This is a genomic window from Nonomuraea purpurea, from assembly GCF_042650645.1.
Taxonomy (GTDB): domain Bacteria; phylum Actinomycetota; class Actinomycetes; order Streptosporangiales; family Streptosporangiaceae; genus Nonomuraea; species Nonomuraea purpurea.
Genome location: NZ_JBHSBI010000065.1, coordinates 1 through 13,081 on the forward strand (window position 1 = coordinate 1; position 13,081 = coordinate 13,081).

The 13,081-nt window shown below is 69.5% G+C and carries 8 protein-coding genes and 1 pseudogene; 6 read left to right on the plus strand and 3 right to left on the minus strand.

Features of this window, described 5'->3' with window-relative positions:
• The first annotated feature begins 376 nt into the window (after nt 1-376).
• The 3 genes from ACFOY2_RS54270 to ACFOY2_RS54280 are packed head-to-tail and all read left to right on the plus strand — an operon-like array spanning nt 377 to nt 5,460.
• Entirely contained in the window at nt 377-1,942 is a 1,566-nt protein-coding gene (locus ACFOY2_RS54270; protein ID WP_379536050.1) for a chitinase, read from the plus strand.
• Nucleotides 1,939-3,621 (plus strand): fibronectin type III domain-containing protein, encoded by a 1,683-nt coding sequence (locus ACFOY2_RS54275; protein WP_379536051.1) that lies wholly within the window; start codon nt 1,939-1,941, stop codon nt 3,619-3,621. The genes ACFOY2_RS54270 and ACFOY2_RS54275 overlap by 4 nt, the downstream gene beginning before the upstream one ends.
• A gap of 51 nt (nt 3,622-3,672) precedes the next feature.
• Nucleotides 3,673-5,460 carry a chitinase gene (locus ACFOY2_RS54280; RefSeq protein ID WP_379536052.1) on the plus strand — a complete coding sequence of 596 codons (1,788 nt, stop codon included), beginning with the start codon at nt 3,673-3,675 and terminating at the stop codon, nt 5,458-5,460.
• Nucleotides 5,461-5,915: 455 nt separating this feature from the next.
• Here ACFOY2_RS54280 and ACFOY2_RS54285 read toward each other — a convergent pair.
• A pseudogene (locus ACFOY2_RS54285) lies at nt 5,916-7,046 on the minus strand (molybdopterin-dependent oxidoreductase); the annotation flags it as partial.
• A 117-nt stretch (nt 7,047-7,163) separates the two neighbouring features.
• Here ACFOY2_RS54285 and ACFOY2_RS54290 point away from each other — a divergent pair.
• Complete coding sequence (locus ACFOY2_RS54290) at nt 7,164-8,552, plus strand: hypothetical protein (RefSeq protein ID WP_379536054.1); 1,389 nt, start codon at nt 7,164-7,166, stop codon at nt 8,550-8,552.
• Here ACFOY2_RS54290 and erm read toward each other — a convergent pair.
• Entirely contained in the window at nt 8,541-9,365 is an 825-nt protein-coding gene (gene erm / locus ACFOY2_RS54295) for an ErmE/ErmH/ErmO/ErmR family 23S rRNA (adenine(2058)-N(6))-methyltransferase (protein WP_379536055.1), read from the minus strand. The genes ACFOY2_RS54290 and erm overlap by 12 nt on opposite strands.
• Before the next feature lie 401 nt (nt 9,366-9,766).
• Here erm and ACFOY2_RS54300 point away from each other — a divergent pair, with 401 nt between their 5' ends.
• Complete coding sequence (locus ACFOY2_RS54300) at nt 9,767-10,606, plus strand: hypothetical protein (RefSeq protein ID WP_379536056.1); 840 nt, start codon at nt 9,767-9,769, stop codon at nt 10,604-10,606.
• Between the two features lie 60 nt (nt 10,607-10,666).
• Nucleotides 10,667-11,662: a helix-turn-helix domain-containing protein gene (locus tag ACFOY2_RS54305; protein ID WP_379536057.1), complete on the plus strand. Its 996-nt coding sequence runs from the start codon at nt 10,667-10,669 to the stop codon at nt 11,660-11,662.
• Here the strand turns inward: ACFOY2_RS54305 and ACFOY2_RS54310 are convergent.
• Nucleotides 11,639-12,679, minus strand: a complete 1,041-nt coding sequence (locus ACFOY2_RS54310) for an AI-2E family transporter (protein ID WP_379536058.1) — start codon at nt 12,677-12,679, stop codon at nt 11,639-11,641. The two genes, ACFOY2_RS54305 and ACFOY2_RS54310, sit on opposite strands and share 24 nt — an antisense overlap.
• Nucleotides 12,680-13,081 lie beyond the last annotated feature (402 nt).

Consider the following 13,081-nt stretch of genomic DNA (forward strand, 5'->3'; position numbering starts at 1 on the left):
ACGCGTTCGCGGGTCAGACGGTCCGCATCCTGATCGACGCGGCCGACGCCTCGGGAGCCTCCCTGGTGGAGGCGGGCGTCGACGACGTCAAGATCACCCAGCAGGCGTAGAAGGCATTTCGGCTCCGCCGTCCGGGATTTCGGTCCTGTGCGGCGGAGTCCTTGTGTTTGGGTCTTGTAAGCGTCCGGTGTCAAGGTTACGATCAGGCAATCCTTAGGAAAGTTTCCTAAAAGATTGATCCTCCCCGATGCCCGTGGCACCTCCGCGGGCCGGTGCCGTACGGCTCGCGCTCTCACCCCCCGGTGCGAGCCGTACGGCACGCGCTCCACACCCGTGTCAGCCGTACGGCACGTCGCCCCCCAAAGGAAAGAACCTCGTGAGACTTCGCGTGATCCTCCTGGCGCTCGCGACCCTCGCACTCGGCCTGACCGCCCAGCCCGCACAGGCCGCCGCGGCCACCGCGACCTTCGTGAAGGTCGCCGACTGGGGCTCGGGATTCGAGGGCAAGGTCACCGTCACCAACGGCACCACCACTGCGATGAACGGCTGGAACGTGCAGTTCGACGTGCCCGCCGGCGTCACGATCCCGTCCGCATGGGACGCCGTCATGACGCGCAACGGCCAGCGCTACACCTTCACCAACCCGGCCTGGGCGCCCGTGCTCGCGCCAGGAGCCGCCGTCAGCTTCGGCTTCAACGGCAGCCCGGGCAACTTCTCCGGCATCTCCGGCTGCACCCTCAACGGGGCCTCGTGCGGCGGCTCGACCGCCGGCGCCCCCGGCAGGCCGGGCACCGCCTCCGCCACCGTGACCGCCTCGGCCATCACGCTCACCTGGGGAGCGTCGGCGGGCACGGTGACCGGTTACCGCGTTTACGAGGGCACGGTTGTCAAGGCCACGGTCACGGCCACGACGGCCACGATCGGCGGGCTCGGCTCCTGCGAGAACCACACTTACTTCGTAAAGGCATACAACTCGCAGGGCGAGTCGGACGCGGGCGACCCCGTGACCGCCACCACCGCCGGCTGCACGGGCGGCGGCGGGCCGCTGCCCAGGCACGTCCTCACCGGCTACTGGCACAACTTCGTCAACCCCGCCGTCGAGCTCAAGCTGTCGGCGGTGCCGGCCGAGTACGACTTGGTCGCGGTCGCGTTCGGCGAGGCCACGGCCACCGCGGGAGAGGTCGCCTTCGCGGTCGACCCGGGGCTGGCGGCGGCCGTGGGCGGCTACACCGACGCCCAGTTCAAGGCCGACGTGCAGGCCCTGCACCAGCGGGGCAAGAAGGTCATCCTGTCGGTCGGCGGCGAGGCGGGGCGGGTCCAGGTCGCCGACGCCGCGGCGGCGACGAGGTTCGCCGACTCGGTGTACGCCCTCATGCGCAGCTACGGCTTCGACGGCGTGGACATCGACCTCGAGAACGGCCTGAACGCCACCTACATGGCCCAGGCCCTCAGGTCGCTGCGCTCGAAGGCGGGCTCCGGCCTGATCATCACGATGGCCCCGCAGACCATCGACATGCAGTCGACCGGGATGGAGTACTTCAAGCTCGCCCTGAGCATCAAGGACATCCTCACGGTCGTCCACACGCAGTTCTACAACTCGGGTTCCATGCTCGGCTGCGACCAGGCCCAGGCCTACTCCCAGGGCTCGGTCAACTTCATGACCGCGCTGGCCTGCATCCAGCTCGAGAACGGCCTGCGCCCCGATCAGGTGGCGCTCGGCCTGCCGGCCGGTCCCGGCGCCGCGGGCGGCGGCGTCGTGGCCCCGGCCCTCGTCAACCAGGCGCTCGACTGCCTGGCCAAGCGGACCGGTTGCGGGACTTTCGTGCCACCGCGCGCCTACCCCGACATCAGGGGCGCGATGACGTGGTCCATCAACTGGGACGCGAGCAACAACTGGTCGTTCTCCAAGACCGTCAAGCCCCACCTCCAGGGAATGTCATGAAATTTCGCAGCAAATTAGCCGCCTTGGCGGCAGGACTGGCCCTCGCCCTGACCGGAGCCGGACTCACCACCGGCGCGCCCGCCGCCTACGGAGCGGTTCAGCAGCTCGCCGCCGCCTGGGCCCCGTGGACCTCCTACGCCATCGGCGCGGTCGTCACCTACAACGGCGTCGACTACGTGTGCATCCAGGCCCACACCTCGCAGCCGGGCTGGGAGCCGCCGAACGTGCCCGCCCTGTGGAAGCCGGGCTCCGGCGGCGGCACCGACACCACCGCGCCGTCCGTGCCGGGCAACCTGCGCTCGACCGGCGTCACCTCCAGCAGCGTCTCGCTGGCCTGGAACGCCTCCACCGACAACGTCGGCGTCACCGGCTACAACGTCTACCGGGGCGGCACGCTGGTGACCACGGCGACCGGCACCTCCTACACCGACACGGGGCGCGCCGCCAACACCAGCTACACCTACACGGTCAGGGCCCGCGACGCCGCGGGGAACCTGTCCGGCGTCAGCAACTCCGTCACCGCCACCACCTCGGGCGGCACCGGCGCCCCCGGCCAGCCCGGCACGGTCACGTCCTCGGTCACGAACTCCAGCATCTCCCTGAGCTGGGGCGCCTCGTCCGGAACCGTGACCGGGTATCGCGTGTACGAGGGCTCGGCCCAGCGCGCCCAGGTCACCGGCACCAGCGCCACGGTCTCGGGGCTCGGCGCGTGCACGACCCACACCTACACCGTGCGGGCCTACAACTCGGCGGGGGAGTCGGCCGGCCGTGACGCCACCGCGACCACGTCGGGATGCTCCAACCCGGGCAAGCTGGCCGGCGCCCCCTACCTCTACATGGGCTGGGGCAACCCGCCGAACCCCGGTACGGTCATGGACGCCACCGGCGTCAAGTCGTTCACGATGGCCTTCATCCTGTCCAGCGGCGGCTGCACCCCGGCATGGGACGGCAACCGGCCGCTGACCGGCGGCGCCGACCAGCAGGCGATCAACACGGTCAAGTCGAAGGGCGGCAACGTCCAGATCTCCTTCGGCGGCTGGTCGGGCAACAAGCTCGGCCCGAACTGCTCGACGCCGCAGGCGTTCGCGAACGCGGTGCAGCAGGTCATCAACGCCGTCGGTCCCGCCGTCGTGGACTTCGACATCGAGAACACCGACGAGTTCGAGAACTACACCGTCCAGGACCGCATTCTGAACGGCCTCAAGATCGTCAAGCAGAACAACCCGAACGTCAAGGTCGTCGTCACCTTCGGCACCACCACCTCGGGGCCGAACTCCCACGGCATCAGGCTCATCAACCAGTCGAAGGCGCTGGGCGTGCCGATCGACAACTACACGATCATGCCGTTCGACTTCGGCAGCTCCAACATCTACCAGGACACCGTCAACGCCTCCGAGGGCCTGAAGAACGCGCTGAAGAACGCCTTCGGCTGGAGCGACGCCCAGGCGTACGCCCACATGGGCATCTCGGGCATGAACGGCCTGTCCGACCAGCAGGAGATGACCTCGCCTTCGACGTGGACGCAGATCCGCGACTGGGCCAGGGGCCGAGGGCTGACCAGGCTCGCGTACTGGGCCGTCAACCGCGACCGTCCGTGCCCGGGCGGCGGCGTGGTGTCCAACTGCAGCGGCATCTCCCAGGCCGACTGGGAGTTCACCAGGATCACCGCCGGCTTCTGAGTCGCTGAGCGGCCCGCCCCCGCAAGGGGCGGGCCGCAGTGAGGAACCCCCATGAAACTCCGCGGCCCGGCCGTTCTGCTCGCCTCGGGACTCATCGCCCTGCACGCCACCCCGGCCTCGGCCGCCAACCTCCTGGCCAACCCGGGCTTCGAGTCCGGTCTGAGCGGCTGGTCCTGCTCCGGAGCGCAGGCCGTGTCCTCCCCGGTGCACGGGGGCACGCGGGCGCTGCAGGCCACTCCGCAGGGCAGCGACTACGCCCGCTGCCAGCAGGTCGTCACCGTCAAGCCGTCCACGACCTACCAGCTCTCGGCCTGGGCGCAGGGGAACTACGTCTTCCTGGGCGCCACGGGCGCGGGCGTCGAGGTGAGCACCTGGGCCGCGCCCGGCGGCCAGTGGGGCCAGCTCAAGACCTCCTTCACCACCGGCGCGGCGACCACGTCCGTGACGGTCCACGTCAACGGCTGGTACGGCCAGGGCGCCTACTATGCCGACGACATCGTCCTCGACGGCCCCGGGGGCGCCCCCGACACCCAGGCGCCGACCGTGCCGGGCGCTCCGTCGGTCGGCGGCGCGACGGGCACCAGCCTGAACGTGAGCTGGCCGGCCTCGACGGACGACGTCGGCGTGGCCCGCTACGAGGTTTCCCGCGACGGCGGCACGCCGGTTTCCGTCACCGGCACCTCCTACACGGCCACGGGCCTGGCCTCGGCGACCACGTACCGTTTCAAGGTCCGGGCCTGCGACGCCGCGGGCAACTGCTCGGCCTACGGCCCGGAGGCGAGCGGCACCACGACCGGCGGCGGTGGCGGTGGCGGGTTGCCGAAGCGGGTGATGGTGGGGTACCTGCACGCGTCCTTCGCCAACGGGTCGGGATATATCAGGATGAGTGAGGTCCCTGGCGAGTGGGACGTCATCAACCTGGCCTTCGGCGAGCCCACCTCGGTCACCTCGGGCGACATCAGGTTCCGCCAGTGCCCGGCCGCCGAGTGCCCCAACGTCGAGCCCGAAGCCGACTTCATCGCCGCCATCCGGGCCAAACAGGCCCAGGGCAAGAAGGTGCTGATCTCGATCGGCGGCCAGAACGGCCAGGTCCAGCTCACGACCACGGCGGCCCGCGACACGTTCGTCCGGTCGGTCGCCGCGATCATCGACAGGTACGGCCTCGACGGCCTCGACATCGACTTCGAGGGCCACTCGCTCTACCTCGACCAGGGAGACACCAACCTGGCCAACCCCACCACCCCGGTCATCGTCAACCTGATCTCGGCGCTCAAGACCCTCAAGGCCCGCTACGGGTCCCGTTTCGTGCTCACCATGGCCCCCGAGACGTTCTTCGTCCAGCTCGGCTACCAGTTCTACGGCCCCGGCCCGAACGGCACGGCCGACCGCAGGAGCGCCTCCTACCTGCCCGTCATCCACGCCATGCGCGACGACCTGACCCTGCTCCACGTGCAGGACTACAACTCGGGCCCGATCATGGGCCTCGACGACCAGTACCACACGATGGGCGGGCACGACTTCCACGTGGCCATGACGGACATGCTGCTGACCGGGTTCCCGATCATGGGCAACCGCGGCAACATGTTCCCGCCGCTGCGCCAGGACCAGGTGGCCATCGGCCTGCCCGCCTCGCAGAACGCGGGAAACGGCTTCACGACCGTGCCGGAGGTGCGCAAGGCGTTCGACTGCCTGGCCAAGGGCGCGAACTGCGGCTCGTACAAGCCGCGTGGCCTCTATCCGAACCTGCGCGGCCTGATGGCGTGGTCGATCAACTGGGACAGGCACAACGGGTTCGAGTTCTCCAGGAACCACCGGGGGTACCTGAACGGGCTCGGCTAACGCACCAGATGGGTGGGCTTGAGCGGGATGCCCAGGCCCGGCGGCCGGTAGATGGGCAGCGCCTCGCCGTACTCGTGCATCCAGGCGTGGTCCACCAGCAGCCGCATCCGCGCCTCACCCGTCCCGCCGCCCCGCTCGATCGGGTCGGCGGGACCGGCCAGCCGCGCCACCGCCCGCGCGACGAGATCCGCGTCGGGCGGCGACATGTCGCAGTGCTCGTCGGGCCCGATGAGCAGGTCCACGTCCGGCGGCAGCGGGTAGATCGGCCGGGGCAGCGCCAGCACGCGCGGCGAGGGCGCCATCGGCCACCCGGCGGCCACCGCCTCCAGCAGCACCGAGCGTGAGGTCCTGCGCGCGAACAGCCCGTCGGACAGCGCCCAGCTCAGCGCGCCCACGTCGGCGCGGTCCTCGCCGCAGGCGTGCAGGCACAGGTACGGCACCAGCGGGATCCCCGCGCCGCCCGTCTGCGCCCACCCGCCGCCGCAGCCGGTGAGCACCAGCAGCGCCAGCATCGCCCGGTAGGCGGTGTCGGCGTGCGGCGTCTCCAGCCGGCCCGGCACGATCACGCAGCGTCCGCCGGTCTTCTCGGCCGTCACGCCCAGCTCCCGCGCGATCTTCAGTGCCCGCGACGCGGGCACCCCGGTGCAGGTCTCCTGCCAGGCGGGCGTGTACGGCTCGCCCCGGTCCTCGTAGCCGCCCGGCCACACGCCGGGCAGCCCGGGACGCGCCACCCCGTAGACGGCCAGCAGCAGATCGAACACGGTCGTCACCAGATCGTCGCCGTCGCGCAGCACGGGCACACCCCGCCGCAGCACCCCGGCGCCGTCGTCGAAGCGCGGCAGCAGCACCTCCACGGCCTCGCCGCCGTACAGGCTGAGCCTGTCGCACACGCCCCCCAGCAGCCCGCCAGGCACGTACGCCTCCCGCCCCGTCGGCGTGTCCTGCCTGGATCGCAGCCGCACCAGCGACGGCAGGTCGGTGCGGTCCATGGCGTGCCGGTCGAACGGCGCCCTGTCCAGATAGAACTCCTTGAGCAGCACATGGCCCATGGCCATGGCCAGCGCCCCGTCCGTGCCCGGCCGCACGACCAGGGTCTCGTCCGACAGCCGGGTCGGATGCGTGCCGATCGCGACGACCTTCTGCCCCTTGTACCGGCCGGCGATCACCAGGGGCGTGTCCGGCGTACGGACGAGCCGGTTGTTCTCCCCCCACAGCAGCACGTACGCCGCCCGCGCCCAGTCGGCCGCCCCCGGACCGGTGAACGACGGCCCCAGAACCTGGTCGGGCGCGCACGGATGCTCGGTCAGCACCGCGCCGCCCAGGCCGCCCACCAGCCGCGCCAGCGGCGAGGTGGCCAGCGCCGCCACCCGCTCGGCCCCGTGCCGCGCGGTCGTGTAAACCATGGCCGCCGCCACCAGTTCGGCGGCCGTCTCGTCGTCGAGCGGCACCTGCCGCTCACCCCGCGCCTGGCGGTATTGCTGTGGATTCCCTGTGAGTTTCGCCCAGGCCGCGACCGGGTCGCGAACCCCTTCTCCCACCTCGAAATAGAGCCTGACCAGTGCCTGGTTGACCTGCGATCCCCCCATGGAAAAAGTTCAACACAGACCGTGATGTCGTATTGGGATACGTAGCGGCATGTCGGGGATAAGAATTGGAACCCCTGGTAGAAGCACTCCCTACGGTACGGCAGGCTAGATCCCGCCATGGATTACGCAGTTCTCACGGGGATAGTCCTCGTCGCCGGTGTCTTGTTGGCTCTTGTCGCCCAATGGCGTGATTGGCGACCCCCGCTCATCGTCGCCATCCTCGTGGGCGTGGCCGTCCGGGTGCTGATCATGTACACCTCGGCCATCGACACCTGGCAGCCGGTCGACTTCGTCGAGAGCTTCAAGCCCGCCGGTGAGGCGGTGCTGCGCGGTGAGGACCCGGTGCTGGCCAGCGAGGGCGGCTGGCACTTCCTGCCGACGATCCCCTACGTGTACGGCATCCTGCTGTGGCTCGGCATCCCGTGGGAGTACGCGGGCCGCCTGGTCACCGTGGTCGCCGACATCGTGCTGATCCCGCTGGTGGCCAAGCTCGCCGGCGGCCCCAAGGCCTCGCTGCGCGCCCTGCAGTACGCGCTCAGCCCGCTCGCACTGCTCGTCGCCTCCGTCCATGGCCAGGTGGAGCCGGTCGCGCTGGTGTTCGGCGTGGCCGCGTTCGTCGTCGCCCGCGGCCCCGGCTCGCCCGAGCGGGCCGGCATGACCACCGACGTGGTGGCCAAGGTGCGCAAGGGCGTGGCGGCCTACGGCCTGCGCGACTCGATCCCGAGGGTGATCGGCAGGGGCGGCATGCTCCACCGCGCCATGCTGCCCGGCCCCGACGACCGGGCGCACCTCAAGCGCGGCGCGCTGGCCGGCGTGCTGATGGGCCTGGCGCTGTGCGCGAAGAGCTGGCCGATCTGGCTGATCCCCGGCATGCTGCTGCTCCTGCCCAACCTGCGCTCCCGGGTCGCCGCCGTGTTCACCACCGGGCTGGTGCCGCTGTTCTTCCTGGTCACCCTGCCGATCTTCGCCGGCACCTCGCTCCAGCAGATCCCCGAGGTCATCAACACCATCCGCGACATCCGCCCGATCGTCGGCGAATGGGGCTGGACCCCCCACTTCACCGGCGGCGACTGGGCGCTGCGGCCGGATCTGGCCACCTTCGGCACCAACCTCATCTACATCAGCGTCGTCGCCGTCGTGCTCTACTGGCGGCGTGCCGACCCGATCGACATGACCACGGCCATCCTGCTCGTCTTCATGGTCATGACGCCCCGGCTCGGCGCCCAGTACCTGCTGTGGTTCATGCCGTTCCTGGTCGCCAGGCCCACCAGGTTCGCCTGGCCGGCCATCATCGGCGTCTCCACGTGGGCCGCCTACGGCTATCTCTACATGACGCAGTTCGACAGCGGCACCTGGTGGGCGCTGCACTCCGAGTGGTCGCGCGCCTCGATCGTGCTGCTGCCGGTCCTGGCGCTGGCCATGCCCTGGGGCCGCCGCATCGCGACGGCCCCAGGGCTGGCGACCTTGGAGCCGCAGACCAAGGTCAAGGCCACCTCACCGGCATAGGCGCCACCACAACGCGACCCACTGGTCGGGGTGGACGTGGCCTACGACGGCATCACGGGCCACCCCGGCCGCCTCCAGCGCGGCCTCGACACCCGCGTACCGGGTCTTCAGCGAGGCCCGCACCGAGCCGCCCACGCCGCCGAAGCCCAGCTCGACCAGCTCCTGGTAGGAGTGTCGGCCGGTCACCAGCGACTCGTCCCTGCGCTGGATGCGCAGGATCGCCGAGTCGACCGACGGCACCGGACGAAAGCTCTCCCTGCCGACGGTGTCGCCGAGCCGCCAGTCGAACCACGGCCACGACTCCACTGTGACCAGGCTCCAGCGGCCGTAGTCGCCCGTGCGTTTTCTGGCGTACTCCCGCTGCGTGAGCAGCGTCGCCGAGGTCAGGGTCCGCGCCCGCAGACACCAGTTCACGATCTTCGACGTGATCGCGTACGGGATGTTGCCGACGACCGCGAACGGCTCGCGCGGCGCCCTGGCGGCGGTGAAGTCGCCCCTGACGACCTCGATCCCGGGATCGTCGTGCGTGCGGGCGGCCAGCCGCCCGGCCAGTAGCGGATCGATCTCGTAGCCGATCACCCGCGCGCCCGCCTCGGCCAGCGCCAGGGTGAGCACGCCCTCGCCGGCGCCGGGTTCGAGTACGAGCCCTTCCGGCGCGGCGGCCTTGATCATGAGATCGACGGCATGCCTGTCGACCAGGAAGTTCTGCGACAGCGTGCGCCTGGCCCGATCTCTGGGCGTGCGGCCGCCACCGCTGTTCCTGGCCTTCTTCTGAGTGTGTGAATAGTTTCCGTGCGCGAAATTCTGCGCCACAGCACTGCCCTTCCGGGTCCTCGAGATCAACGGGTCTCGAAGGGCCCTGGGCGCGCCTGCGGACGCTCAGCTCAGGTGGATCGCGTCCGCTAGCGGGCCAGAGCCCGGCTGCGGCGGATGCGGATGAAAACCTGGCAGGAGAACATGCATGACATGCCGGTCACTGTAGGTCGCGCTCGGTGACCGGCGCAAAGGATTAAACGACGGGAGCGCTTATGAGCCCGCGTTGAACTTGCTCGGGTAAACCACGGCTTCTACCTGGCCGTTCGCGCCGCCAGGATGTCGCCCACGGAGGCGCTGGCCACACCGTGAGCCTTTGGGCACGTCCGATTCTTACAAGGCGGCCGCGCCGGGCGGGCGCTAACGTCGGCCCGGCAATCAGGCGAGGAAAGGATTTCGCTGTGCTCGACCAGGCAGAACGGTACCTCCGGCTCCACGGGCGGCTGCTCGACCGGCTCCGCTTCGAGGCGCTGTTCAAGGGCGGCTCCCGTCAGCGGGTGCTCGACGTGCTGCGCTGCTACCAGAACCCCTCCGACGGCGGGTTCGGTCACGCCCTCGAACCCGACCTGCGCGGCTCGGGCAGCCAGCCCGAGTCGGTGGAGGTGGCGTTCTGGATCCTGGACGAACTCGACGCCTTCGACTCGCCGATGGTGCCCGCCGCCTGCGACTACCTGGCCCAGGTCAGCGCGCCCGACGGGGGCGTGCCGTTCGTGCTGCCGTCCGTCGAGGATGAGGTGAGCGCCCCATGGTGGCGCACCGACGACGACCCGCCGGGAAACCTCATCCCCACCGCGTCGATCGCCGGACTGCTGCACAAACACCGCATCACCCACCCCTGGCTGGCCGCCGCCACCGACTTCTGCTGGTCACGCATCGCTGAGCTGAAGGAGACCAGTCCGTACGAGGCCCGCGCGGTCGTGACCTTCCTGGACCTGGTCCCCGACCGGGAGCGGGCCGAGGCCGAGTTCGCCCGGCTGCGGGAGGCGATCCTGGCCACGGTCACCTTCGATCTCGACGCCGACGGGCCCGTGCACTTCCCGCTGGACTTCGCGTCGGCGCCGCTGCGGCTGCCGCTGTTCACGCAGGACGTCCTGGACGCTCACCTGGACGTGCTGGAGTCGGGCGACAAGTGGGAGGCCAACTGGCTGATCTGGACGCCGGTGGTGGAGCACGAATGGGGCGGCCATATCGCCGTGGAACGACTCAAGACCCTGCGGGCGTACGGGCGGTTGCGTGGGTGAGCGGGCGGCGGCTCAGGGCTCGCCGGCGATTGTGTCGGTGCGGGCGCGTACGTTGGGGGCATGTACGCGGAACTCCCGCCTGACCCTGACCTTGCGGCGCGCATCACCTGCGTGTGGCATCAGGTGAGCGAGGCCGACACCACCCAGCTCGTGGTGCCCGACGCCTGCGTCGACCTGATCTGGGGGCCTGACGGGGTGTTCGTGGCCGGTCCTGACACCGGTCCCATGCCCGCCGCCATGTCGGTCGGCGACGTCTTCGTGGGCATCCGCTTCAAAGCGGGCGCGACGGGCGACGTCTTCGGCGTACCGCTTCCGGAACTGCGCGACCAGCGCGTCTCGCTCTCCGACCTGCCGGGCCCGGTGCGCTCCGTCGTGCGACACGCCCCCGCACCGGGCACCGCGGCCCCTCCTGCCGCGTATGCGATGCCCGGCGGGTTGCCTGATCCGGTTCTGGACGCCGAGCGGCGTGACCCGGCTCTGTCCACTGCGCCGCGCGAACTGGTCTTCTCCGCCGAGCGGCGTGACCAGGCTCGTCTCGCTGCATGGCGAGATCCCGAGGGACTCCATGACCTGGACGCTGTGGCCGCCGGGTGGTGGGATGGGCGCCTTGAGCTGGAGGCTCTGGCCGCCGGGCGGTGGGGTCCCGACCTGGAGGCCCTGGACGCCGGGCACCTCGATCTGGCCGGCCGCCTCGACGTCCTGCGCTCGGCTGTCAGAGGGCTGTTGAGCCGATCCCCGGCGCCCGACCGCGTCGCCCCCGCCATCGCGACGGCCCTGCGCACGGGCCGCACGGTTTCGGAGGTGGCCTGGGACCTGGGGTTCAGCGAGCGCCAACTCCACCGCCGCAGCCTCGCCTCGTTCGGCTACTCGCCCAAGACCCTGCAGCGCATCGTGCGTTTCCAGCGCGCCCTGCGCATCGCCCGCACGGGCGTACGCCTGGCGGAGGTCGCCGCCGACGCGGGCTACACGGACCAGGCCCACCTGGCCCACGACGTCAGGCGGCTGAGCGGGATGCCGATGAGCCGCCTGCTCTCACCGGTTCGGATGTCTTCCTGAAACGAGCGCCTGCGCCCACTTCGCGCTCGGATCGCTGTCGATCAGCAACGCGCGGGTGAGAAGGCTCAGCGGAATGGCGAGAATCGCACCCAGCGCCCCCAGCACGAAAGTCCAGACGAGCAACGAAAGAAACGTCATCGTCGTCGACAATCCGACCGCGTCGCCGAGGAATTTGGGCAAAATAAACGATTGGGTGACGACGTTGATGACGGTGTACGCGACGATGACGAGCACCATGGTCCGCACCCCGCCGCTCAGCAGCGCGAGCATCGCCGGCGGCACCAGACTGATGACGAAGCCGATGTTCGGGATGTAGTTGGCGATGAGCGCGAGCACGCCCCACAGCAGCGGCAGCGGCACGTCCAGCAGCGACAGGGCGATCACGTCGAGGATCGCGCTCAGCAATCCGAAGATGGTCGACACGATCAGATAGCGCCGCGTTTTGTGGGCGAACGTGTCCAACGCGGTTACCAATTGGGGCTTGTTGCCTTCCCCTGAGGTGAGGATCTTTGTCGTAATCGGAGCGTCGAGACACATCGCCAGCAACAGCACCACGATGAGGAAGAGCCCCGACAGCACGCCGATCAAACTGCCGAGCAGGCTCTGCACCAATCCGAGGATCCGGCCGGGGTCGAACGCCTGCAACGCCTTGTTCAGCGTGCTCGTGCTGATGCCGTGGGTGGTGGCCCAGTGCTCGGCGTCGGCGAGGAGCCGTTCGAACTGGTTGGTGTACGCGGGCAGCAGTGAGGCGAGCTGGGCGGCCGAGAAGGTCAGGATGCCGACCATGGCGACCAGTACCAGGACGACGATGAGGAAGGGCACGGCGACCTGCAACCAGGTGGGCGCGTGCTTGGCATGGAGCCAGCCTCGTACCGGGGCGACGGCGATGACCAGCACGAGTGCGAGCACCAAGGGGCCGGCGATGGAGGCGACCTCGCGCAGCCCGAAGAGGGCGACCACCGCGGCGGCGATGCCTACCAGGATGATCAGCGCTCTTGGGACGGGTTGATCTCGCACGACGGGTTACTACCCCTGCGGCGCGGGCGCACCATCGATTTGACGGTTCCCGGAGGCGTACATAGAGTTCAGCAGTCCCACGAGGACGGCGCTTGATCGCCGGGCTCACTCGGGGGCGACCTCCAGACTCACTCTCCACTTCGGTGAGACGTACGCGTCCACTCGGATCGGCTGGTAAGTTAGAGGGGTTGTCTCCGAAAAGGGACGGGATTAATTCCAGCAGGTCGAGCAAGTCCGGTCAATTTGACAGAGACTTGAACGGCTGAAAGAATTAAGACACAACGAAATGAACGCCTCGGAAGTGGGACAAACAAAGTCTCGGTGAAGATGTACGCGTCCGTTTCTTGAGAACTCAACAGTGTGCTAAAAGCCAGTGCATGATTTACATGCAAAACCCTGTCA